This is a genomic window from Paenibacillus sp. RC67 (assembly GCF_030020805.1).
GTDB lineage: Bacteria > Bacillota > Bacilli > Paenibacillales > NBRC-103111 > Paenibacillus_S.
Genome location: NZ_CP125098.1, coordinates 5,444,869 through 5,471,528 on the forward strand (window position 1 = coordinate 5,444,869; position 26,660 = coordinate 5,471,528).

The 26,660-nt window shown below is 46.0% G+C and carries 24 protein-coding genes; 8 read left to right on the plus strand and 16 right to left on the minus strand.

Features of this window, described 5'->3' with window-relative positions; genetic code table 11:
* Nucleotides 1-5 precede the first annotated feature (5 nt).
* The 9 genes from QMA13_RS24780 to pdhA all read right to left on the minus strand — a co-directional run bounded on the left by QMA13_RS24780 (nt 6) and on the right by pdhA (nt 10,560).
* On the minus strand, nt 6-1,805 hold the full coding sequence (locus tag QMA13_RS24780; protein ID WP_282936391.1) for a hypothetical protein: 1,800 nt from the start codon (nt 1,803-1,805) through the stop codon (nt 6-8).
* Nucleotides 1,802-2,956 (minus strand): ABC transporter permease, encoded by a 1,155-nt coding sequence (locus tag QMA13_RS24785; RefSeq protein ID WP_282936392.1) that lies wholly within the window; start codon nt 2,954-2,956, stop codon nt 1,802-1,804. The genes QMA13_RS24780 and QMA13_RS24785 overlap by 4 nt, the downstream gene beginning before the upstream one ends.
* Nucleotides 2,937-4,148 carry an HlyD family secretion protein gene (locus QMA13_RS24790; RefSeq protein ID WP_282936393.1) on the minus strand — a complete coding sequence of 404 codons (1,212 nt, stop codon included), beginning with the start codon at nt 4,146-4,148 and terminating at the stop codon, nt 2,937-2,939. The genes QMA13_RS24785 and QMA13_RS24790 overlap by 20 nt, the downstream gene beginning before the upstream one ends.
* Before the next feature lie 46 nt (nt 4,149-4,194).
* Nucleotides 4,195-4,794: a TetR/AcrR family transcriptional regulator gene (locus QMA13_RS24795; protein WP_282936394.1), complete on the minus strand. Its 600-nt coding sequence runs from the start codon at nt 4,792-4,794 to the stop codon at nt 4,195-4,197.
* Between the two features lie 401 nt (nt 4,795-5,195).
* The gene (gene lpdA, locus QMA13_RS24800) at nt 5,196-6,617 is read right to left on the minus strand and encodes a dihydrolipoyl dehydrogenase (RefSeq protein WP_282936395.1); all 1,422 of its coding nucleotides are present in this window, start codon (nt 6,615-6,617) and stop codon (nt 5,196-5,198) included.
* Nucleotides 6,618-6,622: 5 nt separating this feature from the next.
* Nucleotides 6,623-7,945 (minus strand): dihydrolipoamide acetyltransferase family protein, encoded by a 1,323-nt coding sequence (locus QMA13_RS24805; protein WP_282936396.1) that lies wholly within the window; start codon nt 7,943-7,945, stop codon nt 6,623-6,625.
* Between the two features lie 162 nt (nt 7,946-8,107).
* Nucleotides 8,108-8,266 (minus strand): hypothetical protein, encoded by a 159-nt coding sequence (locus tag QMA13_RS24810; RefSeq protein WP_282936397.1) that lies wholly within the window; start codon nt 8,264-8,266, stop codon nt 8,108-8,110.
* Nucleotides 8,267-8,487: 221 nt separating this feature from the next.
* Entirely contained in the window at nt 8,488-9,468 is a 981-nt protein-coding gene (locus QMA13_RS24815) for an alpha-ketoacid dehydrogenase subunit beta (protein ID WP_282936398.1), read from the minus strand.
* Between the two features lie 18 nt (nt 9,469-9,486).
* Nucleotides 9,487-10,560, minus strand: coding sequence for a pyruvate dehydrogenase (acetyl-transferring) E1 component subunit alpha (pdhA, locus tag QMA13_RS24820; RefSeq protein ID WP_282936399.1), 1,074 nt, complete (start codon nt 10,558-10,560; stop codon nt 9,487-9,489).
* A gap of 208 nt (nt 10,561-10,768) precedes the next feature.
* Here pdhA and QMA13_RS24825 point away from each other — a divergent pair, with 208 nt between their 5' ends.
* A complete protein-coding gene (locus QMA13_RS24825) occupies nt 10,769-11,497 on the plus strand; it encodes an alpha/beta hydrolase (protein WP_282936400.1) in 729 nt (242 codons plus the stop codon).
* An 82-nt stretch (nt 11,498-11,579) separates the two neighbouring features.
* Here QMA13_RS24825 and QMA13_RS24830 read toward each other — a convergent pair whose 3' ends face one another.
* Together QMA13_RS24830 and QMA13_RS24835 are read right to left on the minus strand one after the other, a co-directional pair.
* Nucleotides 11,580-12,413: a lipoate--protein ligase family protein gene (locus tag QMA13_RS24830; RefSeq protein WP_282936401.1), complete on the minus strand. Its 834-nt coding sequence runs from the start codon at nt 12,411-12,413 to the stop codon at nt 11,580-11,582.
* A gap of 107 nt (nt 12,414-12,520) precedes the next feature.
* Nucleotides 12,521-12,955 carry a MarR family winged helix-turn-helix transcriptional regulator gene (locus QMA13_RS24835; protein ID WP_282936402.1) on the minus strand — a complete coding sequence of 145 codons (435 nt, stop codon included), beginning with the start codon at nt 12,953-12,955 and terminating at the stop codon, nt 12,521-12,523.
* Between the two features lie 232 nt (nt 12,956-13,187).
* Here QMA13_RS24835 and QMA13_RS24840 point away from each other — a divergent pair, with 232 nt between their 5' ends.
* From QMA13_RS24840 to QMA13_RS24860, 5 genes are read left to right on the plus strand one after another with little or no spacing between them, the layout of a single operon-like run.
* Complete coding sequence (locus QMA13_RS24840) at nt 13,188-13,616, plus strand: MarR family winged helix-turn-helix transcriptional regulator (protein WP_282936403.1); 429 nt, start codon at nt 13,188-13,190, stop codon at nt 13,614-13,616.
* A gap of 38 nt (nt 13,617-13,654) precedes the next feature.
* Complete coding sequence (locus QMA13_RS24845; protein ID WP_282936404.1) at nt 13,655-14,308, plus strand: efflux RND transporter periplasmic adaptor subunit; 654 nt, start codon at nt 13,655-13,657, stop codon at nt 14,306-14,308.
* A 36-nt stretch (nt 14,309-14,344) separates the two neighbouring features.
* A complete protein-coding gene (locus tag QMA13_RS24850) occupies nt 14,345-15,934 on the plus strand; it encodes a DHA2 family efflux MFS transporter permease subunit (protein WP_282936405.1) in 1,590 nt (529 codons plus the stop codon).
* Between the two features lie 43 nt (nt 15,935-15,977).
* On the plus strand, nt 15,978-17,219 hold the full coding sequence (locus tag QMA13_RS24855; RefSeq protein ID WP_282936406.1) for an efflux RND transporter periplasmic adaptor subunit: 1,242 nt from the start codon (nt 15,978-15,980) through the stop codon (nt 17,217-17,219).
* Between the two features lie 46 nt (nt 17,220-17,265).
* Complete coding sequence (locus QMA13_RS24860) at nt 17,266-19,020, plus strand: hypothetical protein (RefSeq protein ID WP_282936407.1); 1,755 nt, start codon at nt 17,266-17,268, stop codon at nt 19,018-19,020.
* 95 nt (nt 19,021-19,115) lie between these two features.
* Here QMA13_RS24860 and QMA13_RS24865 read toward each other — a convergent pair whose 3' ends face one another.
* The 4 genes from QMA13_RS24865 to QMA13_RS24880 form a co-directional block, all read right to left on the minus strand.
* On the minus strand, nt 19,116-19,265 hold the full coding sequence (locus QMA13_RS24865) for a hypothetical protein (RefSeq protein ID WP_282936408.1): 150 nt from the start codon (nt 19,263-19,265) through the stop codon (nt 19,116-19,118).
* A 101-nt stretch (nt 19,266-19,366) separates the two neighbouring features.
* Nucleotides 19,367-19,906 (minus strand): GDYXXLXY domain-containing protein, encoded by a 540-nt coding sequence (locus tag QMA13_RS24870; RefSeq protein WP_282936409.1) that lies wholly within the window; start codon nt 19,904-19,906, stop codon nt 19,367-19,369.
* Nucleotides 19,903-21,123: a DUF2157 domain-containing protein gene (locus QMA13_RS24875; protein ID WP_282936410.1), complete on the minus strand. Its 1,221-nt coding sequence runs from the start codon at nt 21,121-21,123 to the stop codon at nt 19,903-19,905. Before QMA13_RS24875 ends, QMA13_RS24870 begins: the two co-directional genes overlap by 4 nt.
* Before the next feature lie 263 nt (nt 21,124-21,386).
* Nucleotides 21,387-21,773 carry a DoxX family protein gene (locus QMA13_RS24880; RefSeq protein ID WP_282936411.1) on the minus strand — a complete coding sequence of 129 codons (387 nt, stop codon included), beginning with the start codon at nt 21,771-21,773 and terminating at the stop codon, nt 21,387-21,389.
* Nucleotides 21,774-22,149: 376 nt separating this feature from the next.
* Between QMA13_RS24880 and QMA13_RS24885 the strand changes: the two genes are divergently transcribed.
* Nucleotides 22,150-23,208, plus strand: coding sequence for a metallophosphoesterase family protein (locus tag QMA13_RS24885; RefSeq protein WP_282936412.1), 1,059 nt, complete (start codon nt 22,150-22,152; stop codon nt 23,206-23,208).
* 138 nt (nt 23,209-23,346) lie between these two features.
* Nucleotides 23,347-24,636, plus strand: coding sequence for an ATP-binding protein (locus tag QMA13_RS24890; RefSeq protein WP_282936413.1), 1,290 nt, complete (start codon nt 23,347-23,349; stop codon nt 24,634-24,636).
* Here the strand turns inward: QMA13_RS24890 and QMA13_RS24895 are convergent.
* Nucleotides 24,630-26,384, minus strand: coding sequence for a peptidoglycan D,D-transpeptidase FtsI family protein (locus QMA13_RS24895; RefSeq protein WP_282936414.1), 1,755 nt, complete (start codon nt 26,382-26,384; stop codon nt 24,630-24,632). The genes QMA13_RS24890 and QMA13_RS24895 overlap by 7 nt on opposite strands.
* Nucleotides 26,385-26,660: the final 276 nt, after the last annotated feature.

The following is a 26,660-nucleotide window of genomic DNA, read 5'->3' on the forward strand; positions in this document are numbered from 1 at the left end:
TTAATCTATTGCTTCAAGGAGGCTACAAGACGCTTAGCCTCTCCTGTAGGAGTCGTTATAGTTTCATAAACGTTAACCGTGAGAGGATATTCCTGCTCATCCGTTTTCAAGTTGTCGAATTGGATGAACTGCGTTCCACTGACAAGCCGATTGACACCAGTAAAGCTTAATGTTTTAACCGACAACAGTCTTCCTGTAGGATCGATTAGTTCGAAAGACATTTTAGAGAAGTTCTGATCGACAATGACCTGCTCCTGGCGTTCGATATCCAGATCCAGCTTTAACTTATAGGAATAGGTAGTCGGACTAGGTGCTGCAGCTGACGACAAATTGGCTCTTGCGGATAGCTGCCATTGATTCAATTTGACCTTGAACGGGTAGAACATCAACATGTCTTCGTTAAGCGAATTCGCTTGTAAGGCCAACCGATATGCTCCTATCGTCGTTGAAACCGGTGCTGCCGTTTTTGTATCTACGATTTTCAGAACGAAGTTTTTATCCTTTAGCTCTGAAGGCATGATATACGAATAGCTGATAACATACGACGTGTTCGGCATAATCTCTTGAGTTGTTGCGCTTTGACGGTTGCCTGAGTAAGTTAATCCACTCTCGGTCATTAATTTGGTTTGAAATACCGGAATAGGCAATGGCTGCTCTCCATGATTGGTTAGCTTATACTTTCCAATAACCGTCTGGTATCCCTCCCCCTCATTCTCATGCATATGGAGCTCAACAAGGGACACATCCATATTGGGATCGATCGCATCCGTATTCGAATCGAACTTGAACGGAGTATTGTATTCGTATGGAGCTCCTTCAACAGAGATATCGGATTGCCCGTTGGTAGGCAAAGCGATATTCAGTCTGCCAATGGAAAAAGGCGTTACAATTGGACTTCCCTTTGCATCGAGCTGTTTGAACGTCTCGTTGGTAACAAGGTTCAAACTACTGATAATCGTATTTTTATCGGTTGGAATTGCATAATGAATATATCTCTGTTCTTGGGGGTCGAGCGAGATAGCTCCTTGCTCCACCCTTTTTCCTGCAAAAATCGAAGCATCCGTTCCAGAAATGTTAACCGCTCTTCCGTCCATATTAAACTCAGGCAGTGTTTCTTTCTTAGCCGACCGGTTCTGTACCAACAGCTTAACGGAAGTTATAGTTCCTTGTTGTGAATTCTCTTTGCTAATCGCTACCGGAGTGTAGAACACTGGGGAGTCGATATTAGGAATTTGGAAGGACTCTCCCCATGTTTTTAAGTAAGCCGGCTGACTCAAGGAGGATAATGGCCCATCCCAGCTTTGCCCTGCTACCGGAACAGCTAGCACTTCGGTTTCCGTTCTAGGAAAAGAATACCAATCGACGGATAACCAGACGAGCTCGGACAAGCTTACTGGATCCTTCCGGTCTACCGTCACGATGTAGCTTAATTCCTCTGTTGTGTTTGGACGTATCGCATGAGCGTTTAGCACGCTAGCTTGAAGCGTATATTCGTCGCCTTCCGTCGTTCTCACCCTTAAATCCAAGTCAGGAATTTTCACCACTTTACCGGCGCTGCTTTTCATTCTAACAACGGCGGCAATCTTTACTCCATCTGAAGAAGACTCGTTCAGCAAGCTTTTAATTTCTACATTCAAGTTATCCGATAACTTATAGGTTGGCGAGGTAAGCACGTTCACAGCCGCGGTCGAAGCAGTCTCTATAGGTACGGAGGCTCCTGTGTCGGCCCAAGCTGCTTGTGCTGAAGCCATTAGGCATAAACTCATTATGATCGATAAGGACGCTTTTTTTCTGTTCTTTCTCATGCTGCAATTTCCTCCAATCTTGTATTCACTCTCAACTTCCGATATTCCCATATCATCATCAATCCGATGCCTAAGGACAACACACCGATCATTACAATAAAAACGCCAAGTTCAGCCGAAAAATATTTGAGACTCCCGCCACGATAGCCTATTCCCCTAATAAACTTGAACAGCCAGGTCAGAGGCAGCATATGGCTAATCACTTGGATCGGATACGGGAATACAATCGGTGCTACCTGTACCCCTGACAGCATGAAAGATGGATAAACAATGGCGTATGTACGTAGCGCAACCTTGGAAGGATCGGCAGCCGACCATCCGACCAGCATGCCCATCCAGGATACGGTCAACGTATAAAGCAGCAGAGGAATAAGAAACTCCAGTGCACTTCCCGCAAACCGAAGCCCTCCGACCTGCTTCAACAGCCCAATAGCAAGAAATAAACTAATGCAGGAAATGACGGCGTACGGTACGATTCTCAGCCATAAGCCGATCGGATGGTCCAGCTCCTGCTGCAGCTTACCTTCGATTCTTAATCGTGGAACGATAGATGCCGAAGCAATGGCGGTGACACCTAATGCAACTACATTAACGAATCCGATAACCATGAAGCCAATAAAGTCAGAGGTTGGGTTATACAGCAGTCTTTGCTGCATGGACAAAGGTGCGGCAATTCCTGCAGCAGCCTCGTCACTCAGCCCCAACACCTTCAATTTGCCAACGGATAAGGTCAAGTTCTCGATGGTTATCAGCTCTTGTATTCCGTTACGAATATTCCCTACAGCAGAAGGCATTGAGTTATCTATTAGTACCCCAATATTTACCTGCTTGCCTTGGTATCTTAACTGTTCCATGCCACGAGGCAAGTAGATTACCGCCATATACTTTTCATTTGCTAATAAGGTGTCTGGCTGCATAGCCTGGTGAAACACATCCGTAACCTGCAAGTACTGGGAGGCGTTTACCTTCTCCGTAAACTGCCGGCTGTAGATGCTGTTGTCTTCATCTACAACCGCTATTGGAGCTTCATTGATTTGGCTGCTCTGAAACATGTACCCGAATAATGCAGCTACAATTAGCGGAGCAATCAGTATGGCAGGAACAAACTTGCCCGTTAGGGCAATTCGCCATTCATCGAGCTGGGATCTCATCGACACGCACCTCCGCAGTCATGCCCGGCAGCAGCTTATCCGTCCGGTCGACGTATATCCGAACCTGGAATGTATTGAGATCAGCTGTCCCTTTTTCGCGGCTCATTCTAAGACTTGCAAATTGCGGTGCTGCAGTAACGAACTGTATACGTCCCTGCACTTGATCCGGTATTGCAGCAAAATGTACAGGAACCGCCATCTCAGGCTTCAGTTTGCCTACTTGTTGTTCATCGACATACAAGTCAAAATATAGCTTCTCTGTTTCCACTATAATGACTGGCGTACCGGAGCCAACGTTCTCCCCAGCCTTCGGAACGATTTTGACGACCTTCCCGTCCACCGGTGATTTCAATGTCATCCGTTCCTTTTGGATTTGAAGGGATTGAAGCAATATTTTTTGCTGCTCCAGCTGCTTGCCTAAAGCATCCAGCCCTATACGCTGGTTATTGATATCCTCTTGCCCCAGCTGGTTTTGCTCCAATACGGCCTGCGCTTTATCCGTTAACAAGGATGCTTGCTGCTTCTCCTGAGATGTCGCACCGTTTACCATCTTGCTTAATGCAGCATTTTGCTGGTCTCGTGCATTCTGAAGTGTAGTGAGCTGACTGCGTGCATTTTCCAGAGCATCCCTGTGATCCTTGTAGGAGTATGGATTATTATCATAAGTTTCTTCCATATTTAACAATTGATTGTATAGCTTCAATGCGTGAGTATAAGACTCGTCAGCTGCGGCTACCGCCAGCTTTTGTCTTTCGATATCTTCCGACCGAGCTCCCTCATGTACCTGCTCTTGCGAGGTTTGTGCTTGTGATACACCGATTTGAGCTTGCTTCAAAGCATTACTCAATTTTTGCTGGGCTACCTCAAGACCATCCTCTGTCTGCTTCAGCTTTAGACTTGTCACATCGATATCCGCCTGAGCTTTTTGCAGCTGCAGATCAATATCCGTTGGATCTAGAGTTAGTAGAACGGTTCCTTTAGTTACCTTCTGCTCTTCCTGTACCGGAAGCTTTATAATCTTCCCGCCAACACCTTGAAATGATACATTCACCTGCTCCGCAGTCACAATACTCGCCTTCTTACTGGCCGCAAGCGTCACTGCGTCTTTCCCTTCAGCAGCTAACATATACCCCCCGCTACCCAAAGCTATTGCCAATGCCACCACTGCAATTACTGCCGTATTCCGCTTCATCTCTCTGTTCTCCTCCCACATGGTGCATTCTCTCTAGGACGAACTGTTACTCCTTACACTGCAGTCCGTTAAAAATAAACTTCGTCGTATAAGCGACTACTGTTTCCAAGCTTTCTTCCTTACCTTGCGCCGAATCGGATTCAAATACCGGCTCCAGAAACGGACTGACTCTTGAGAAAATCAACGTTCCGAATACAAAGTGCATGGTATGCTTCAACGATTCATAATCGAATCGACCCATTTCGCGGCCAGCCTCTAGAATATGTCTCAGCTGCATCCATATGGAGAAGACGATAGATTGTATCTTCTCCAGCCGCGGGCTTTGCATCATGACTTCCTGCTGGAGCATGTTAATAAGCTCCGGCTCCGCGATACGAAACTGTACAAAATCCCGAATAAAGCTTCGCAAATCAGCTTCAGGATCCTTCAAATCATAGGTCGTTTGCGCAAATTGCGGAGTTAAAGCTTCGAATAACGCATAGTACACATTCTCTTTGCCTCCGCAATGATAGGACACCAGCGCAAGCGCTACTCCCGCTTCGTCGCATATTTGACGGACTGTTGTGCCTTCGAAGCCTTTGCGTGCAAACAAATGCTTGGCGGCTTCCAAAATTTTAGTTTTGACGGCTTTCTGGTCTTGTTTCATGAGATTCCTCCTTATAGCTGCATTGTTGCTGCTATTCTTCAATGTGCAATGCATTTTGCTATTAAGCTATGTATACATGTTCCATCCTTTGATAATATAAGCAGAATCATGTTGAACAACTGTTTTGAACAATCGTTTTGAACAACCGTTCAAATTAGCTATAAATGGATAATACCTCCGCTCCACTGGTTTGTCAATAGGGCTAATAAGAAGAATCCAATGAAAAAAAAGACTGTCACTCCAGAATTCGATCCGGAAGGACAGCCTCATATCTTTTATTAAAATCCATTCTCTATCTGTTCTCATGATAAATGTTGGGTTCGAAAACTACTCGCCTCTTGCAGACAAAGCAAAAAGCTTGGTGCTGCAAAACGCTGCAGCGCCAAGCTTGGAGTTACGTATTATTTACTGCTTCCAAGAATGTGAATCGGATGGCCTATAGCCACTTCAGCCGCTTCCATCGTGATTTCGCCCAGAGTCGGATGAGCATGAATCGTCAATGCGATATCCTCAACTGTTGCTCCCATCTCGATAGCAAGACCCATCTCAGCAATCAGGTTGGATGCTTCCGCACCAACGATTTGTGCGCCCAAGAGAAGACCGGAGTCTTTGTCGCTTACCAGCTTCACGAAACCTTCCTTCAGGTTCATAGATTGAGCACGACCATTAGCTCCGTAAGGGAATTTGCCAACAGCAACGTTGATTCCCTTAGCTTTTGCTTCCGTTTCATTCAAGCCTACGCTTGCGATTTCCGGATCGGAGAACACAACGGCAGGAATGCATTTGTAATCTACAGCACTAGGCAATCCAGCGATCGCTTCAGCTGCTACTTTACCTTCGTAAGAAGCTTTGTGCGCCAAAGCAAGACCTGGAACAATATCACCGATGGCATAGATGTGCGGTACATTCGTTTGGCATTGCTCGTTAACTTGGATCAAACCGCGCTCGCCAACTTCTATACCTGCAAGCTCCAAGGAAAGATCACCATCGGTGTTAGGACGACGTCCAACCGTAACAAGCACGTATTGTGCCGTTACTTTCTTCTCTTCGCCCTTCACTGTGAAGGTAACTGTAACGTCTTTATCGGTTTGCTCGCAGCCTTGAGCCATAGCTTCTGTGAATACTTCCACGTTCAGCTTTTTCAAGTTGCGCGCTACCAGCTGCGACATTTCTTTCTCGAAACCAGGAAGTACGGCATCAGAGCCTTCCAATACCGTTACTTTAGTTCCGAATTTCGCGTAGGTTTGACCCAACTCGATACCGATGTAGCCGCCGCCGATAACAACCAGGCTTTCCGGAATTTCCGGAAGTTCTAGCGCTTCGGTGGACGACATGATGCGGCCGCCGTAAGGGAATGCTTTAAGCTCAATCGGACGGGAACCTGTCGCGATTATGCAATGATTGAAACGGTAACGAGCCGTTTCATTATCGTTAAATACGCGAGCTTCATGCTCATTGATGAACAGTGCTTCGCCGTTAAAAATTTGAATCTTGTTGCCTTTCAGCAGTTGAGTAACACCGCCAGTTTGTTTCTTGATAATCCCAGCTTTCCATTCTTGGACTTTAGTAAAATCCACTTTTACATTCTCAGCCGTAATTCCGATTTCGGAGCTATGGCTTGCTGCTTCATAATGATGAGCAGCCGAGATCAGCGCTTTGGAAGGGATACATCCGCGGTTCAAGCATACGCCGCCCAGTTCGGATTTATCCACGATCAATACGCTTTTGCCCAATTGGGAAGCACGGATGGCGGCCACATAACCACCAGGACCTGCACCCACAACTAGAACGTCTATCTCAACGGAAGCGTCTCCTACTACCATTTGTATTACACCTCCAAAATGAGCAGCTCTGGATCAGCCAGCAGCTGTTTAATGTAATTCATAAAGTTTTGTGCTGTTGCGCCATCGATGATACGGTGGTCGAAGCTCAAGGACAATGCCATAACTGGAGCCACTACGATCTCTCCGTTTTTCACAACCGGTTTCTCAGTAATACGTCCTGTTCCCAGAATCGCAACTTCAGGGAAGTTGATGATCGGAGTAAAGAACATACCGCCAGCAGAACCGATGTTTGTGATGGAGATAGTGCTGCCTTTCATTTCGTTACCGCTAAGCTTGCCATCGCGACCGCGTGTTGCCAGATCTTTGATTGCTTCAGCAATAGTCCAAATATTTTTACGGTCTGCATCTTGGATAACAGGAACGATCAAGCCGTTGTCTGTATCTGTAGCGATACCGATGTTGTAGTACTTTTTGTAGACAATCTCGTTCTTCTCTTCGTCGATCATCGCATTCATAGCAGGGAACTGACGAGCAGCTGCAACCAATGCTTTGACGATGAATGGCAAGTACGTCAATTTCACGCCTTTTTTCTCAGCTGCTGCTTTGGCTCTACCGCGAAAAGCAACTAATTGAGTTACGTCCACTTCGTCCATCAATGTTACGTGAGGAGCCGTGTACGCGGATTTAACCATAGCGTTCGCAATCGCTTTGCGAATGCCTTTAAGCGGCACGCGCTCTTCGACGCGGTCGCCGGATACTGCTGCTGCAGCTGTGGAAGCCGCTGCTGCCGGTGCTGATCCAGCTGCTGGCGCTTCGCTTGCAGCTGATGGTGCTGCCGCAGGCGCGCTGCCGCCTGCAGCAAACGCGAGAACATCTTCCTTCGTCACACGGCCGTTGCGGCCCGTTGCTGTGACTTGCGCGATGTTCAAGCCTTTTTCGCGTGCCAGCTTGCGCACGCTTGGAGTTGCCAGGACCGCGCTGCCTGCAGCCGCGGTCGGAGCAGGCGCCGCTGCAGCTGGTGCTGCTGCAGGAGCCGTCGGAGCTGGAACAGCTGCCGGTGCCGCTGGGGCAGCAGGAGCTGCGCTCTCACTGTGGCCACCGTGGCTAGCTTGCTGCGGCACCGCACCTTCGACTTCGATCGTAGCGATAAGGTCGCCGATAGTACACATAGTGCCTTCGCTAACTTTGATTTCCACGATTTTACCTTCTACTGGAGAAGGTACTTCTACAGTGGACTTGTCGTTTTGAACTTCCATGATGATGGTCTCATCATTTACAACATCGCCCGGCTTAACAAGCCATTTGACGATCTCGCCTTCGTGAATGCCCTCACCGAGCTCAGGGAATTTATATTCAAATATAGCCACGATTCTGACCCTCCTAATGGTGGCGCAGCGTGAGTATGTAGGTTGGAAGTGAATAAGGCGTGTGATACTCGTGAGCAGGTCGGTTCCAGTTTGTGTCAACTGCCTCCGGCCGCTATTGAAAACGGGTTTCTTGAATGATCATGTCTCAGATGAAACCCGTTTTCAAAGGCGGCGCGTAAACTCTCCTACAGTTACACAATCTTCCACCTTAAGCTCACTCGAAATCTCATACACCAGTTCACTTCCAAAAAGCTGCTCACGCTGCGCTTTTAAATAAATTACCCGTTTGCTTGTATCAGCAAACGTTATAGTATCGCTCAAACGCTCCTTGAAAGGAGCGTTTTGTCAAAGCAACCGCGAAAGTGAAAAGAAAGGAAGGGTGTGTACCGGAGGAGCCTGCGTCCGCCTTTGAGATTGTGTATCCACAACTTCCTCTTACATTCTAAGATACACAATCTCAACAGCGGCCGGAGGTACACACCCTCCTTCTTGAACTCTTTCGCGAATGGTTTTGACAGTCGCTCCTTCACAGGAGCGCCATCTTAGAAATCTAGAACTTTATTCAAACCAGCAATAATGCGAGCCGGGTTAGGAAGCCATTGATCTTCCACTTGCGCGAAAGCATATACCGTATCTGGAGGTGTTACACGAAGCACAGGTGCTTCTAGGTGAAGAATCGCTTTTTCGTTGATTTGAGCGATAACTTCAGCTGCAACGCCGGAAGTTTTTTGCGCTTCTTGAACCACGATAACGCGGTTTGTTTTTTTAACGGATTCTACAATCGTTTCGATATCCAATGGAATCAAAGTACGAAGGTCGATAACTTCAACTTTTACGCCGCGAGTTTTTTCAATTTCTTCAGCAGCTTTAAGTGAAGTATGAACCATAGCACCGTAAGTGATGATAGTAACATCAGAACCTTCACGAACTACGTTTGCTTTACCGATAGGCACAGTATACTCGCCTTCAGGTACTTCAGCGCGGAACGAACGGTACAGGTTCAAGTGCTCCATGAAGAAAACAGGATCGTTATCACGGATTGCAGAGATCAGCAAGCCTTTTGCATCATATGGGTTCGATGGAACAACCACTTTAATCCCTGGAGTTTGAACGAGCAAGCCCTCCAATGGGTCTGTATGAAGCTCAGCTGCTTTTACGCCGCCGCCAAATGGAGTACGGAAAGTAATTGGAGCATTGTAGCGACCGCCGGAACGGTAACGCATACGAGCTGCTTGAACACAGATTTGGTCCATTGCTTCATAAATAAAACCTACGAATTGAATTTCAGCTACCGGACGGAATCCTTGAATCCCCATCCCTACTGCCAAACCGCCGATTGCGGATTCAGCCAGCGGAGTATCAAATACACGCTCTTCGCCAAATTCAGCTTGCAGTCCTTCCGTTGCACGGAACACACCGCCTACTTTACCTACGTCTTCCCCGAATACAACAACGTTAGGATCGCGTTCCAACTCGACACGCATTGCATCCTTTATCGCTTGAATCATTGTCATTTGAGCCATGGTATGGTGTCCTCTCCTTTACCCGATATAATCCGCTTTTTGCTCTTCCAAGTAAGCCGGTGTCGTTTCGAACATGCTGTCGATCAAGCCAGGAACCGTCATTTTTTCAACAGCTTCTGCTTTCTTGATTTCTTCAGCTACCGTAGCTTTCGCTTCTTCGACTACTTTGTTCTCTTCTTCTTCCGACCACAAGCCTTTGCCAACCAAGTACGTGCGGAAACGGTTCAACGGGTCTCTTGTTGCTTCCCATTCAGCTGTTTCTTCTTTAGTACGGTATTTGGACGGATCATCACCGGACATGGAGTGAGGCAGGAAGCGATAAGTGATGGCTTCGATCAATGTCGCGCCTTCGCCGTTACGTCCGCGTTCTGCTGCGTCTTGAACTGCTTTAACAACAGCAAGCACGTCCATACCGTCAACTTGAACGCCTTTAATACCTGCTGCTACTGCTTTATGAGCTACGGATTCCGCTGCGGTTTGTTTGGCAAACGGAGTTGTGATTGCATAGCCGTTATTTTGTACAACGAAAATGGATGGAAGTTTGAATGCGCCTGCGAAGTTCAAGCCTTCGTAGAAATCGCCCTCGGAGGAACCGCCGTCCCCTGTGTACGTAATGGTTACGCGTTTTTCTCCGCGTTTTTTGAATGCCATTGCAACGCCCATTGCGTGCAAAATTTGTGCACCGATAATAATTTGCGGCATCAATACATGCACATCAGCAGGAATTTGTCCGCCGTGCTGATGACCACGGGAATATAAGAATGCTTGGTACATCGGAAGACCATGCCATACGATTTGCGGCATGTCGCGATAACCTGGGCAAATAAAATCATCTTTATTTAAAGCGAACTCGCTTCCGATCATGGACGCTTCTTGACCGGAAACCGGTGCATAGAAACCAAGACGTCCTTGGCGGGTCAAGTTAACAGCCCGTTGATCCCAAGTACGGGTAAATACCATGCGTCTCATTAATTCTTTTAATTGATCGTCCGCCAATTTCGGCATTTCTTGCTCGTTAACCACAGTACCGTCTGGCGCTAAAACAGACAAAGGCTGCACCTTTGACACTGCCACTTCATATGGCTTACTCATGTACATTCACCTCAGCGATAGATTTTGATGCCTTGAAACCGGAGTTTCTGTTATAGTAGTATTATAAACCTGTTTTCATAAATAACACAACTACTTACTTGAAAAATATACGTTCTCTCCAGAAGATGGACTATAACAGCTAACATAAATATATAGTACAGATCGCAAAATAAGAGCAAACTATTATAATACACTTGGAGGATTTTCCATGGATGATTCCATTTATTACAAACGCACCGTAGTTAAAGAACAAGTGCCATCCCAATTATTGGATACGGATAGACTTGTCCGCGTTTTTTTACCGCCGGGTTATCAGGAATTGGTCACCTACCCTGTCATCTACTGCCAGGACGGAGAGCAATTTTTCAACTTCGGCCGCATTGTCACCCATATGAATCGGCTCATCTTCGATGAAGGCGTTAATCCCGCCATTATCGTCGGTGTGGATGTGGATACAGCGATCAGAACAAGCGAATATGCACCGGAAGGTGAAAGGTTCCATGCTTATACCCGTTTTTTTGCCGAGGAGCTGCTTCCTTATATAGAGTCCAAGTATTCAGTGAGAACCGAACCGGCAGATCGCATTCTTGCCGGAGACTCCTTGGGGGGAACCGTCTCCCTACATCTTGCCTTAGATTATCGTAGCCTATTTTGCAACGTTATATCCTTGTCGGGGGCATTTTTAGATGAAACAAGAGCAAGGCTGGAGCAAGAAAACGATTTGTCTTGGTTATATTTGTACATGCTGATCGGTCTTGATGAAACGGAAGTAAAAACGGAACGCGGCACCTTTGATTTCCTTGAGGCAAACCGAATCACCAAGAAGCGGCTTGAGGACAAAAACTGTCGGCTGTGGTACGAGGAAAAGTCCGGCAAGCATCTCTGGGGATTTTGGCAAAATGAACTGCCTGCCGCAATGAAGCTTTTTCTTAAATGAGGTCAAAAGCCAAAAAGGCAAACCCGCTCCTCTCAGGAGGATTCAGGTTATGCCTTTTTTCATACCAATAATTAATGGTGGATTACCCCTCAATTCCATATCGGCTCTTCATAGATGCTATCATATCCAGAACCTGGGCTTCCTCTGGAATTCTCAGGCCAAGATCTTCCGTAACGCCGTTTTCCAGCTTATGAGTTCTTACTGTATGCTTTACCGCATCGATAAATTGCTGCTCGTCATTTAATCCGACCAGTTCCTGTAAGCTAGCCATGCTGTTCTCTTGCACATCAGGATAGCTTGTCCCGTCTGAACCTTCAGCCGCAATTCGATAGAACTCTCTTGCAAGCTCCGCCTTGATTTGCCCTTTCCCCGTTACTACGACAAAGGCTTGTACAACAAAAGCATGCGCCTGCCGCCGCTGGGCAATCCCGCAAAACTTCCGTCCTCCTATGCTAAGATCGTAATCGCCGGGGCAATAGGAGCCCTCCACTTCACCTTTGGTAACATCAGGTGTTACGGAAAGCAGCGCATCCCGCATTAGCCTGTACATAGTCTCGAAATCTTGGCGAAAGTCAATCTGTCCTTGCTTTTTGGGCAAAATTAATGAGACATTGACAACGCCCATATCAAGCGGCACCGCCGCACCACCTGAATTTCTGACGGCAACCGAGTACCCTTGATCCTCAAGCCAACGCTTGGCTTCCTTGGCATGAGGCAGTCTGCTGTCCCTCAGTCCCATGACGAATGCTCTTGGATGTCTCCACAAATGAACAATCGGGGCGGCGTTCCCTTCCCCTACAAGTCTGCACAGCAGCTCCTCCAGGGCAAAAGGATACAGCACTTCCCCTTGCTCCGGGTGCTGAGTACGGTCCCAAATAAGGGTTCCTTCTGGTAACGACCAAGTCATCTGTTCCATTGAATACTCCTCTTTCCAAATACGTTTCGCTCTTTATATCGTAAGGAGCCTGCATTTGCTGCGAGCTCTCTCCATGGTCTCATTATAGGGGCTGTGGAGTTGTTTGACTAAGCCTTTTTCTCCGAATGGGCCAAAATCCCTTTATAGATGCGTATTAAATGCTGCACGTCCTCATCAGGCAAATCCCCAAAGAACGTATCAATATTTGATTTTCTTTGTTCTCGGATCGAACCCAGCATGGTGCGGCCTTCTTCTGTAATGCGTAAATAGACGACTCTGCGATCCTCATCGTCTCTCTCCCGTTCCACATAGCCTGCCAGCAGCAGTTTGTCCGCTAGCGTCGTAATAGCTCCAGCTGTGTAGCACATTGCTTCTGCCATCTGCGACACCTTAAGTGGTCCTTCCGTCTCCAGCTTCTCCAGAATAAACCCTTGAGCGGAGCTCATTCCTTTCTCATTAAACCGGTTCCAGGCCAAAGACATTTTGCGGTATAGCTGCCTCGATACCTCCTCTAGCTCAAAGAGGTTGCGGTGGTCATTCATGGTTTTGCTCCTTTATACAAAAGATCTATAAGTAGTTTTATCTTTAATACGGACGAACCGAGATTTTGTTTCAAACAAGTTTACAAAAAAATATATTGACGGTGTAATAGCCAACATGATATTTTTTCCATGAATAGTTTTATTATAAAAATATATTCCGAAAAACATTTTTATGACTTATGTATAATACCTTAATTTGTAAACCTGTTTCGGAAAAGGAGGGAGTTATTCGTTGGTAAGCATCGACGACAGGCTGAATGAGTTCGAACAGCTTATCCATATAGCTATGCGGCAGTCCAACAGGTGGATGCCATGCCCCGCTGTGTCCAAACAGCAGTTTTTGCTGCTGGCTACTTTGTCAGGCAACAGCCGGATGACCGTAAGCGAGCTTGCCGAAGAGCTTAGTCTATCACCCAGCGCAACGACAATTGCCATTAATCGTCTTGTGCGAGACGGTCGTATTATCCGAACACGAGATGATACAGATCGTAGAGTGGTGTGGGTCGAGTTATCGGAATTAGGCCGTGATACCGTTATTGAGCTAAGACAACGGCGAAAAATGATTTTACAAGCTATGCTGGTCAACTTAAGCCATGACGAGACCGAACAATTCGTAACTACTTTTCGTAAAATGCTGTCCAATGCAAAGGATTTGGGATAATATATCGTTTCCCACACAAGAAAGGGGCTTATTGCGCAATGAAGAAAAAAGTCATTTTACTCATCCTGCTCGCGTTGATCCTTCTTGGAGGAGGAGCAGGCGGCACTTATTACTATGCGGTTGCAAGCAAATACATAAACACCGAGGACGCAAAAATTCAAGGCGACTTACGGGCGATTGGTGCACCCGGCTCCGGTAAGTTGATCGAATGGAATTATAAGGAGGGCGATTCCTTCAAGAAAGGCGACGTCTTGGGCATAGTCGAAACGACTCCTGCACGCGGTAATACTCCAGCGGTTACGCAAGAAATTATTGCTGTTGAGGATGGAACCATTATTCAATTCAATGGAATAAAGGATCAAATGGTATCTTCCAGCAGCGCTATCGCGATGAGCGCCAATTTGGATCAACTGTATGTCTCCGCCAATCTCCAAGAGACGGAAATCGCCGATGTTAAGGTAGGAAGTAAAGTTACGATAAAAGTCGACGCTTATCCCGGATCTGTCATTACGGGTCATGTCGAACGTCTCGGATTGGGCACAAACTCCTCATTCTCCTTGCTATCAAGCTCCAATTCATCCGGCAACTTCACTAAAGTCATCCAACGTATTCCTGTCAAAATTTCGCTTGACGATCATCAAGGACTCCGTCTCGTTCCCGGTTTGAACGTAGCCATAAAAATCGAGAAATAACCTTCTAAGTTACACGTAAAGAAAGGAGGAATTGATGTGGCATCCACAAACACGGCCTCAGCAGAATCGGCCCCCCAGGCTCAAACTGCAGCCAAAGGACCCGGTCTGGCTATGCTAGCCGTTATCATTGCAGTGTTCATGGCCATTCTCGATACGAGTATCGTCAACGTAGCTCTACCCAAGATGATGTCCGTCTTCGGCGTCACCCAATCGGATATTGAGTGGGTCGTTACCGCCTACGCCTTGGTTAGCGGAGCGCTTGTTCCTGTAACTGGCTATTTGGGCGACCGCTTCGGCTATAAAAGAATTTTCTTGATCGCTAACGTGATCTTCACCCTTGGGTCAGGGCTTTGCGGCGCAGCCTGGAGCAACGACAGCATGATCGTATTCCGTATCGTTCAAGCCATTGGGGGAGGAGCACTGATGCCAATCAGTATGGCGATGATCTTCCGTATGTTCCCTCCGGAGAAGCGCGGAATGGCTATGGGGTTGTTCGGTATTGCCATCATGTTTGCTCCTGCTACTGGACCAACATTAAGTGGATATATCGTGGAATATTTGGACTGGCGGCTCATTTTCACTATTAATGTCCCTATTGGTATCATCGATTTTTTCCTCGCCATGGCCGTGCTTAAAGAATTTAAAGCGCCTGTCACCCAACGATTTGATTTATGGGGGTTTCTTACCTCAACCACCGGACTCGCAACGCTTCTATACGGGATTGGCAAAGTATCGGAGAAGGGCTGGGGAGATTCTGAGGTCATCACCTTCGTCACAATAGGGATCACTTGCCTAACGATATTCGTTTTCATTGAACTGCTGATTGACCATCCTATGCTGGATTTGTCATTGCTGAAGAACTCGACTTATACCTTGTCCCTCATCATTTCCAGTATCGCTACGTTAATTATGATGGGCGTTCTTTTCCTCCTCCCGATATTTTTACAGACACTATCGGGCCTATCGGCGATTCAAACCGGTCTGATCCTGCTTCCACAAGCTATAGTATCGGGTATTATGATGCCGATTGCGGGAGCCCTGTTCGACAAGATAGGTGCTCGTCTTCTCGCCGTTGTCGGGCTTCTCTTTACAGCGCTGTCTTTGTATTTATCCTCGGCTCTCGATTTGAATACCGCATTCTCTGTACTCATCACGTGGCTGGTGCTTAGGGCTATAGGAATGGGACTGATGATGATGCCTATCCAAACTGCTGGAATGAATACAGTACCGATGCACAAAATGGGTCAAGGGACCGCACTATCCAATACGATTCGTCAGATCAGCGCCTCCTTCGGCATAGCCTGGCTCGCCTTGCTCTACTCCGACCGCAGGACGTTCCATGTTGCAGACTTGTCGGATCAGTTGAATATGTTCTCTTCCAACGTTGCCAATCATTTCAACCAGCTGCAGGGCCAATATTTGGGCATGGGTCAATCGGCAGCACAGGCCAAAGCGAGCGCACTTACCTTTATTAATGGGCAGGTACAGATTCAGGCTACAGTAAACGGTCTTGAAGATGTTTTCGTTGTAACCGCCGTCCTGTCTGTCTTCGCCGCGATTCTTTCTTTATTTTTGAAAAATTCAAAAGCTAAAGGCGGTCCTAAAGCTCACGTTATGGGTGAATAAGGAAACCAGCTACCGATCTTATAGCAAAGGGGCAACCAATCCAATGACCAGTATGATAGATAATCCAAACAGACTTCAACGCGTACTTATGACAGGTCTTGTTGTTATACTCAGCGGTGCTTTGGCCGCGGGCTGCTCGATTACGAGTGCGAACGGAAGCCAGACCAAATCCGTTAAAACCGAACTAGCTGCCAAACAAAAAATGGATAATAAGCAGGAGTTGGATGCTGACGTCGTTTCTTCCTCCCAAGTCAATGTTCTAACCAAAGTCGGCGGCGATGTGGTCGAAATGAAGAAAAAACGTGGAGATTCCGTTCAACAAGGGGAAGTCATCTTTAAGCTGGACTCGACCGATGCAGCCAGAAACCGGGAAAAGACCGAGCTATCCCGCCAAAATCTGCAGGCTCAGCTGGACAAAACTCGTGAAGATATCGCTACGAACCGTGGTGTCTACAAGAATACGATCGAAAAGCTCCAGCTCACTATCGCCGATCTGGAAAAAAGCTATAACAATATCCGCAACGATTACGATGCCGGCCTCGTTCCAAAGACACAGCTGGAAAAGGCAGAAACACAGTTAGAAACCACGAAGCTGGATCTGGATACAGCCCAAAAGCAGTTGGCCAATCTCGATTCGACTGACCCTCTCGCTTCCTTCAAAATTCAAATTGAGTCAGCGAATGTCGCCCTTCAGGATATTGACAAAACGCTGTCCGACTTTGAAGTGAAAGCGCCGATCAGCGGCATCCTAACGGATTTGAATCCGGAACAAGGTGTAACGGTGCCAGCCGGATATGTTGCGGGAGTCATCCAACAGCAAAATCCGATTAAAATACATGCTGATGTCACGGAAAGCGCGCTTAAACTTGTTCGCGGCAAAAAAGAGCTTCCTTTTACACTCCAAGGTACAGAAACCAAAATGACCGGCACCATCACCTATCTCGCTGAGGTTATGAGTCCGCAAAGTAAAACGTTCGTACTTGAATTAAGTGCCCCCAACGCGGATCAGAAGCTCAAATCAGGTATGAGAGTAAAGCTTCAACTGGGCGGAGACGCCACTCAGGATGTCGTAACGATTCCGGCAGCTGCAATCACCAAGGAAGGCAATGACAATTATGTGTTTGTCGTAACCAATGATACAGCCGAAAGAAGAAAAGTAGCGTTGGGTCGCACCGCAGCTGATTCCAGCAGAGAAGTCCTCTCCGGTGTCAAGGAAAGCGAACCGATTATCGTCTCAGGCATTCAGGAGTTGAAAGACAAGGATAAAGTGGAGGTTCGAAAATAGCGACGTCCAGTTTCTTCAGACTACTTTTAATAATGGAGGACATACAATGCAAAACCATCTAAAAAAAGCGCTGTCGGCCGTTATCATATCTTCCCTCGCCCTGACTTTTGGAGGAAGCGTCACTCTAGCTGATGAAGCGGATACTACCGCTGCCATTGATAATCGTTACCCTACTACCCTGAATGGTCCGCTCCAGGTGAAAATCAACGGCTTGCTAAGTGAACACTCTTTAAACGGCACACGAATCGGCGTTAAAATCAAAATGTACAACGTTTCAAATGGTACGGTACGGGTTCCCGATTATGAACCACGTATTGCGACCGGAAATGGCGCTAAATATGTATTGAAGGGCAGCGCGGATAATGCGGTTTCCGTTCCCCCAATGTCCAGCATCGAGCTCGGCTACATGACTCAGGTCGATGGCGGAGATGATCTCCAGCTTACTGATATGGTGTGGATCGATGTGAATAAGGATGTATATCCTAAGGTTGAGACAACCATGCTGGATGTGCCTGTCAGCAATCTTGTGTGGTATGGGGACCAAACACAGATTTCCGATCCAAATGCGATTAAGGCTTGGGGTGAAACGTTCACTATCCCATCATTGGACTCTTCATTAACTTATACGCCCATTCATTTGGCTACAAATTTTAAAGATCAAACACCCGTTAAAGTCCTGAAGCTGCTAGTTCAAAACCCTGGAACTAAAACGGAAGCCATACCTAGCTTTTCACTTGACGGTAAATCGACTGCTTTGACCTACAAAGGCACTCGTGCCGACCAAACCGTAACAACGCTCGATCCCGGTGACAAAAAATATATTTATTATGCCGTGCCGACAGACTTGGATACTCAGCTAAACAGCTTTACTATCTCCACCATGGAAACCTATAAGGTACCAAACCGGACTGACGCTTCCGCCAATATTTCTTATAAGCTCGGCCGACTGAGCATTCAGCTTCCGGAGGGAAATCTAACAGACAAGGATACGACCGAGCCAGCTCCGTATACTATGAACACGCCGCTTCGTATCGATCCGATCAATAATTCGGTGAACCCTGATATTTCTGTATCCGTTGTGGATATGCAAACCTATGAGAATGAAGGCATGGGCTATCAAACGGGTATCGTTAAAATGAAATTCAACAATAAAAGTGATAAGCCTCTACCAGTGCCCCAATTCGCAGCAGAGCTTGTCGGTGGAGGATTCACTTATGCAGGCAGCCGTTTGAACAGCACGGGAACCCTCGTTGTTCCAGGTACGGATTACGTTGTCAATTATTCGTTCGTGCTCCCTATGAATGATGCCAATAGTCAATATACGCTCAAATTAATCGACGATAAGACAGCGGCACCTTATAAGATAACGATATCTCAAGCTTATGTAGCCATGAACAAGACTGCACTGGATAATAATCTATTGAATACGTACCCATATCAGGTAACTATCAAAGACTGGGCGCTTAGCAATCTAGCGGGTATGAATCAGGCAACTCAAACGTACAGCTACAATTACAAGCTGCGTATCAATACGGAATTAAAAAGTGTGGACACCGTCATGGTCGACGCCAATTACAATAAGCTGCTGTTGGTGCTCGAAACAAAGGATGGAAGAAAAATTGCTTCTACTTCGAAAAATTTAAGCGGGGAAAGCCGTTTAACGAGTGGGGAACAGCTCATTTACTTCAATGACACCCAGTTAGATCAACTTGAGAATAGGCTGCGTTTAAAAATATATGAGACAATCGATACTCCTGCTGGTCAGGCAAGAAAACTTGTAGCTCAGCTCGAAAGAGACTAATCTCTATATATTTCAAAAGCAAGAAGGCGCATGGAATCGTTCCATGCGCCTTCATAAGTTTAGCGGATTCTTTCTGATAGAATGGTATCAGTCCATCACGAAGCCGGAATAGTACGTTGCTGTGCGGCATTAATGGTTTGCGCTTGATGCGCGGAGACGGCTTGGTCCCATTCGTACAGTGCCACGGTTCCTCCGAACATTATGAAAGCAGCCAGTACAAGTCGAATTGCTCTGCGATTTGTCATGTTCGATACCTCCAAGTTTCATAGGTTTACTCTCTATATACCTATTATCCCACTTAAAGATGAATCGAATCTGAACACAAACTGAATGTTTGCTGAAAGTATTAGCTATGAGGCTCTAAGGCTACGATCTTAGCCTGCCCCCATGAAGCGACTTTCACCTTGGCAATCATATTGGCCGCTTGTTTTTCCAGCTCCTGTCCCGTCCCTTCTGGAACATAATATTTTTCCAGGCCATAGGTAAGGTTAATGCCATCCCTCCAATTACTCGTGACTGTTCCACGAAGTACAGCTTCGCCAGACTGAATAGAAGGCTTGCTTGCATAGACTCCGATAGCCTCATAAACACCATCTGCGGACGCCTTTAGCTTTACATATACGGGATCGCCATTTTGAACTGCTTTTTCACTCTCTTTCCATAAGCTTGTATCCAATAAACTAATGTCGTAGCCGAGTCTCACGTAATCACCGTATAAATAGTCTCTCGGATCAACTGGAGCTGTTCTCAGCTTAATTTCCGTACCGAACCAGCCCACTGCGTAATAGGAGCAAGCGATTCCTACAAGAAACAATACCTGAAGAAGAACCAGAAGGCTAAGCAGCCATGTTCTTCTTTGATGTATACGCGAACGAACATCGATCATGACGGCTTCCCTCCTTTCATTTCTTCAAGAAATCGTTTGTTGCGCCGATTTAAGAACCAGCTCAGCACAAGCAATAAGATTCCGCCTATAATAAAGAATAACGATTTATCCATGAAGTTCCACGTCAGCTTCCCATAAGCAACCATAGAGCTGCAGATGAATAACACGGTGCCGAAGTTAATTTTGAAACGCCATTCCTCTATATACCCTCTCCAGAGCACATAAAATGAGAAGAAAAACAGCGCAAGCAGATAAAGGACAGCAATTCCAGAAGGCAGATAAATAAAAGGCACAACCAATATCCACTCCAAAGCACTCGATAATCGTTTATTTTTCCACTTTCCAGCAACGGATAGGATAAACAAGACGAGTAAGGAAATGAGATAAAACCATGGGTTTGCCCAGATATCATCCAGATCAGTAGAATGATGATCCCAGGCTATTGCCGCTACTACCCCAAATATATAGGCTGCTGCAAGCGGTACTGACTGTAATGCGTAGCCGGTGACACGATCCTTATACCAATCACCCAGAGTGTACAATACCATAACAGGAATGAAGAACCATAGAAATTTCCATTCCTTATTCAATATGAATATAAGTGCGTGCAGTACATAGCTTAGGCTGAAGCACCAAGTTAGCAGCGTGTTCTTGCGTTGCCATGCGTAGTAACCAAGTCCTGCCGCCATAATAGCAAATCCCGTATAGCTGAACTGGTGAAATTCCAGCGTATTATAGAGCTGCGCCGCCGTGAACACTATCAAGCTTAGCAAATAAATAAAGCGGCTGCGATACAAATAGGTTAAGCCAATGCCTGCCGTTCCCCACACAATAAATGATGTAATATCGTAAGCAATAAGATGAAACATTTGACCAATCAGGACGATCCCTGCGCCGAAGGAAATAAAGCCAAGAGCCGTTAAAGCGATGCCCAGCTTTTCGTGATCCTTTCTCCGAAAAATCTCTCCTGTAGCATAACAAGCTACCATTACAATCATAATTAGAGACAACCGCATAATTTGGGGAATATCCTGCCAGTTAGCCGCAACAAAGCTCAAGATGCCAAGACCGACCAAGATACTTCCAAGTATAGGTAATACACCTACAGCATGCTTTTTATCTTCATATAAACCGAGAATACGATGATACTGATCAGGGGTTACAATATTTTCGTCTACCCAACGGAGACCTTCTTTCTCCAACCATTTACGGCTCATTCCGCTGCACCTCTTTCAATGACATCCATAATTAAAGTATAGCTCGCATGGCTGGAAATAAAAGTACTATCTTTCTCTAGTACCCTTGGGCAAACGGAAATAAACAATAACATCGTATATGAAAATAACCCCAACTATGTGCGGACTATAGCTTCGAAGTCAATTCAGGTACTTTGCGGGGAGCCCCGAAACTTATAAATTCTTATATATGAAAAAAAGAGCCCTCGGCTTTCCGAAGGCTCCTTCTGGAACTCACTTGACGATTAAAACAAAACGTAGGCTCCAGGTCCAATCAAAGCTACTCCAACCGCAATGGCAATGAGAACCAGGTTATACTCAATACCGTTTGATGTGACCCAAAATCCGTTTTTACCATGAACCTTGACGATTGCTCCCAGCATGGTAAGAACGATTAGTGCGGCTCCGATAGGTGTCCACACGCCTGCCGCAAACAGCAATCCGCCAACGAGCTCAAACAGCCCGGCTATGAATGCCATAGCGACCCCAGGTTTCATTCCTATGGAATCAAACCAGCCTCCGGTACCCTTCAGGCCGTACCCTCCAAACCAACCAAATAACTTCTGAGCCCCATGCCCCATAAAACTGATCCCTACGATCAAACGAATAATAAGAAGACCCCAACTCATCATGAAAATCACTCCTCAATAATTAATAACTTACTTTATGTTAGTATATTAAAATATATTAGTTACATTTGTCAAGTCACTAACAAAAAATAACTTACGTTTTATTTTTATGCTGAATACTTCAACAACATTCCTATGAGAAAAACGTTTTATCGATGTCTCTTCTTAGACGAGCGACCGCGTTTAGCTGAAGTTTTTAATCGCCAACAGGAAACTTTTTCACTACGATAATGCTTTTGTGAGCTTAAACTTTCCTATGTGGTAAAAAAATGTTAAGGTGATTATTTTCGAGGCCATTCCTTTATTGTGATCCCTCATAGGTACAGTTATAATGAAAGCAAACCTTATCAACGCACTTCACTGGATAGGATGATGAGCTGTGTTAACTCGACGCAATTTTGTAAAAAAAATGTTGTTCTCCCTTGCTGTTCTTGCAGGTGGTGTCGGCCTTAGCGCCCCTTATCTGCGCCGCTGGATTGCACAAGCCGACTCGGATACTGAAACGGTTATCGAACCTAAATCAGAAGAGCCTGTAGCGATTAAAGCCCAACCATCCACAGAAAAACTGCTTTCTTTTTTCCTGTTAAGTGATCTCCACATCTCTGTCGGCGAATCCTCCATGACGGATAAGCTTCATATGGCTCTTCAAGATATAAGGGATTGGGAGAATCCACTGGATGCTATCGTACTTGGCGGCGATTTAACTGATTTCGGAAGGGAAAGCGATTACAAGCTTCTCAAGAGTATTCTGAATCAATATACATTGCCCCCTCTCTATGCCAATATGGGAAATCATGATTACTACGATATTTGGTTAACAGACCAAGGCGCTTTTTCCACAGAAACAATGCCCAATGGGAAAACGGATGCAATGTCTCGCAAACGTTTTCAAGATTTTATAGGTTATAAGGATCAACCCTATCTCGATGTGTGGATAAATGACGTCCATCTAATTATGGTTTCTCAAGAGCTGTATGTTCAGGAGAAATCGGACGTAGGTGAGGGAGCATGGTACTCGGATGCCCAAATGGATTGGTTTAGGGACACAATGAAAGCTCACGAGGATGGCAAACCGGCTATCGTCTTTATTCACCAACCGCTGCCTGAGTTAGGCAGTGACGGCCGGACGCATCAATTAATTCGAGCTAAGGCGTTTCGGCAAATACTTGCCCCTTATCGCAACGTATTCGTGCTGTCTGGGCATACGCACCGGAATTTCGTAAATGAAGACCATTACAACAGGCAAAATACGTTCCATTGGTTCAACAATGCCTCCGTAGGCAGAACCCGAAGCGTACTTCCCGGTCAGAACGCTACTGCTGCGCAAGGATTGTATGTTGAAGTCTACGGCCATCAAGTCGTTCTTAAAGCCAGGGAATTTAGCGATCGCAGCTGGATTGAATCTGCTCAATGGACGATTCCTCTTGTATTTACCTAAACCCAGCGTGGAATAATGGGATTAGGACTTTATTTCCTTTTTTCTAAATGCTTGTAGGAAATTATATGTTTTTGTCGAATGTTATATAATAAGAGTCGTGTTTTAGCCGCTCACATCATTCGCATAAGGTGATCTCATTTGGACGTAGTTAATCAACTTCTTTTGAACATGCTTATCATTATTACTCCTGTATTACTGTATCAATTGTTTTGGGGCGATCGGCATAATCAAAGTCTTTCATCAACCAATAAGCGGATTATTGTCATATTATCGACGATAATAGCCATATTGTGCATGACATACCCATTCCGGTTTTCTTCCGGATTTTTTTATGACTTCAGACTGATTCCATTGGCCATGTGCATTTTATATGCAGGGCTAATTCCGTCGCTGTGGGTTATGCTAGCCATTCTTGCTCACCGATTCTATCTTGGCGGGAATCCTGCCGCACTAATCGTAAGCACCTCTCTTTTAGTGACTCTGATGGTTCTTGTCACTGGCTGCAAACGATTCGTTATTCATCAATCCAGAGGTAAAAACGTAATCGCAGCAATCCTACTCGGATTAGGCATCGGAATGATATCCACACTTTATTCCTGTATAGCCTTCTGGTTCACAGAGCAGAAGATGGATATCACATTTTGGACTTTTTTTAGCTCTTACAGTTTATTTTGTGGCATAACCTTGGGTCTCGTCGTATATATTGTTGAGCAAATCAGGACGAATTCGCGCAGACGCCACCAAGTGCAACAAACCGATAAAATGAATGTGTTGAGTGAGCTTGCAGCTTCCTTTGCTCATGAAATTAGAAACCCAATGACCGTGGCTCGAGGCTTCATGCAAATATTAAAACAGCCGGATCTTGCCGAAGAGAAACGAACCCTGTATACCTCTATGGTCATGGAGGAAATCGACAAGGCTCATTCTATCGTTAACGATTATCTTGCTTTCGCCAAACCGCATCTGGAAGCTATCGCACTTGTTGATGCCAAGCTGTTGATTGAACAAGCTCTGCAAACACTAGAGCCCTATGCCAAGCTATGCCGTGTTGATTTCGAAGCTCAGCTGGACGACAAGCTAACGATTAGTGCCAATAAGGACAAATTCGTTCAATGCATCATGCATTTATGCAAGAACGGAATCGAAGCCATGCCGAACGGTGGGACACTTAAAATTATCGGAACGGTACAAAACAGAACCGTCTGTATTGATATCATCGACCATGGTGTAGGAATGACGCCGGAAGAAATTCGCAGACTCGGCACACCATTCTATTCCACCCGAGAAAAAGGAACGGGGCTCGGCATGATGGTTACTTACCGTGTTATCCAAACAATTCACGGCAAAATCGATGTCACTAGCGAAGTAGGAAAAGGAACCTGCTTTTCACTGCTTATTCCCTCAATTCATACCAACTCCTATCATTGAGTCTGTTGAGCTAACGCATCCATGACCTGATTAAACAAAGGTATGGATGTATTTTTTTGATCCGGCTCCATATTTTGCACAAGTACAGCTACAGCATATCGAGGCTTGTCTACCGGTCCGTATCCGATAAACCATTGATTAACTTTTTCCTCACCTTGCTTGTTAATAACCTGGGCCGTTCCTGATTTACCGGCTAATGGCCAGGATGCTTTCTTGAGTCCTCTACCTGTACCATGGTCCACCACATTCTGCATCCAAGAGAGCAGGAGCTTAGCCGTGCCTGGAGCAATGCTGGGTGGAAGCCCATCAACTCCCTTGGGAGCTAATGTGTCCATGACCCTGTCATTACCAAAACGCAGCTCTTTCACAATGCGTGGAGAGCTTACCTTCCCCTCATGCAAAAGTGTGACTACCATATTCGCTGCCTGCAGCGGCGTAACAAGCACATCTCGCTGACCTATGGAAGTCTGCGCCTTCACACCGCCATCCTGCCGGGGAGTATCGGCTGAGAATACCTGCCCCTGTTCTTCAGCATCCCATTCCCGAAAATCCTTTTGCTCCATCAAGTCACCTTGCCAGCCAACCTGAACCCCTAGTCCCAGCTTATTCGCATACTCATTGAGCTTTTCCCCGTCGAGTCTAGCAGCTATTTTGGCAAAGACGATATTGCACGATTGAGCATATCCTTCCTCTAAGGTAAGAGTCCCGTGACCATCCTTCTTCCAGCAGGTCAATCCATACTTACCCAGCTCGCCGTCACATTCGAACGTTTCCTCAAGACTCGCAGCGTGCTCCTCCAATGCTGCTGCCGCTGTCACAGTTTTAAATATTGAACCAGGGGCAACCGCTTTTAGCGCCTTATTACTCCAGGTCCCCTTCTCCAAATCGATATGCTCGGGATCAAAATACGGTTGTGTTGCCATCGCTACTACATCAGCGTTTTCCGTATCCAACACAACAACGGCACCTTCCTTCACTTGAAGCTTGTACATGATCTGTTCCACCTTCTGCTGGATCCCAGCATCCAAAGTCGTCATGACTTTAATTGGATAATAATCATTCTGAGGTGAAAAGATTCTTGTCGCCAAACCGGACAGCGGATTTCTTTTAGCGTCAGTAAAAAGGGAAACGGAGGTTGAGCCGATCCCTTGTAGCCAAGGCTCGAAGCTTTTTTCCAATCCAGAGCCACCTATTTCACTTGTCAGCTGCAGTTCGCCGCTATGGAACTGGTCTGTGAATTGCCGGGTAATACGTTCCGGATTTTGCCCAATAAAGCCAATGAGCTGACTTGCGATTGGCTCCGAATTATATCTTTGCTTTAATTGCGTTACTGCTGTATGGGGCAGTTGGAGTGCTTGAATTTGCTGGATCTGCTGCTCGGAAAGCTCTACTGGATGCCCAGCAATGGACCATACTTGCGGTGATTTCAAGTCTACGATATATCGGCTCCAATCCTCAAAGGAGACATTCAATATTTGGGCCATACGCATTTCGTCTTCGGTTTCTTTTTTATTTTCCGGGAAATAATGACTTACTGGAAATACCGTCAAGACAGATAGCTTCTTACCTGTTAGTCGGATTCCGCTTCTATCAAAAAAGTCACCTCTTCCGCTATCCAGCACAATTCCCTTTTCCCTCTGAATCACAGAGTTTTCTACCAAATCAATATGATGTTTCGTCAAATTCCGACTCGCAGCTACCTGAACCCAAAACAATCGTCCATTTAACACAACTAGCACTGCAATCATAAGTAATAAGATGTAGAAAAGACGGTGCTTTTTTATAGGATTGCGTTTCGCCATATGGTTGTCGTCCCTTCGAGCCTGATATTAGCAGTATGAGCTTCTTCTTCCGTTTACAAACCCACGCTGGCATTCATCCCAAGCTCTTTCTGGATTCCAACCATCCATTGGTTTCACACTCTGGTTTGCCCTTAGAAATATAAAAAAGCTCTTTTCAAGGCTAATACACACCCTGAAAAGAGCTTTCAATACCGAAATCTTTATTGTAGCGTAAAGCTGTGT

Coding starts and splice junctions, on each gene's coding strand:
- QMA13_RS24860 (WP_282936407.1), top strand. CDS start 17,266: ATGCAAAACCATCTAAAAAAAGCGCTGTCGGCCGTTATCATATCTTCC.
- QMA13_RS24870 (WP_282936409.1), bottom strand. CDS start 19,906: ATGATCGATGTTCGTTCGCGTATACATCAAAGAAGAACATGGCTGCTT.
- QMA13_RS24865 (WP_282936408.1), bottom strand. CDS start 19,265: ATGACAAATCGCAGAGCAATTCGACTTGTACTGGCTGCTTTCATAATG.
- QMA13_RS24845 (WP_282936404.1), top strand. CDS start 13,655: ATGAAGAAAAAAGTCATTTTACTCATCCTGCTCGCGTTGATCCTTCTT.
- QMA13_RS24895 (WP_282936414.1), bottom strand. CDS start 26,384: ATGATTGCAGTGCTAGTTGTGTTAAATGGACGATTGTTTTGGGTTCAG.
- QMA13_RS24825 (WP_282936400.1), top strand. CDS start 10,769: ATGGATGATTCCATTTATTACAAACGCACCGTAGTTAAAGAACAAGTG.
- QMA13_RS24855 (WP_282936406.1), top strand. CDS start 15,978: ATGACCAGTATGATAGATAATCCAAACAGACTTCAACGCGTACTTATG.
- QMA13_RS24880 (WP_282936411.1), bottom strand. CDS start 21,773: ATGATGAGTTGGGGTCTTCTTATTATTCGTTTGATCGTAGGGATCAGT.
- QMA13_RS24875 (WP_282936410.1), bottom strand. CDS start 21,123: ATGAGCCGTAAATGGTTGGAGAAAGAAGGTCTCCGTTGGGTAGACGAA.
- QMA13_RS24780 (WP_282936391.1), bottom strand. CDS start 1,805: ATGAGAAAGAACAGAAAAAAAGCGTCCTTATCGATCATAATGAGTTTA.
- QMA13_RS24790 (WP_282936393.1), bottom strand. CDS start 4,148: ATGAAGCGGAATACGGCAGTAATTGCAGTGGTGGCATTGGCAATAGCT.
- QMA13_RS24835 (WP_282936402.1), bottom strand. CDS start 12,955: ATGAATGACCACCGCAACCTCTTTGAGCTAGAGGAGGTATCGAGGCAG.
- QMA13_RS24795 (WP_282936394.1), bottom strand. CDS start 4,794: ATGAAACAAGACCAGAAAGCCGTCAAAACTAAAATTTTGGAAGCCGCC.
- QMA13_RS24815 (WP_282936398.1), bottom strand. CDS start 9,468: ATGGCTCAAATGACAATGATTCAAGCGATAAAGGATGCAATGCGTGTC.
- pdhA (WP_282936399.1), bottom strand. CDS start 10,560: ATGAGTAAGCCATATGAAGTGGCAGTGTCAAAGGTGCAGCCTTTGTCT.
- QMA13_RS24785 (WP_282936392.1), bottom strand. CDS start 2,956: ATGAGATCCCAGCTCGATGAATGGCGAATTGCCCTAACGGGCAAGTTT.
- QMA13_RS24830 (WP_282936401.1), bottom strand. CDS start 12,413: ATGGAACAGATGACTTGGTCGTTACCAGAAGGAACCCTTATTTGGGAC.
- lpdA (WP_282936395.1), bottom strand. CDS start 6,617: ATGGTAGTAGGAGACGCTTCCGTTGAGATAGACGTTCTAGTTGTGGGT.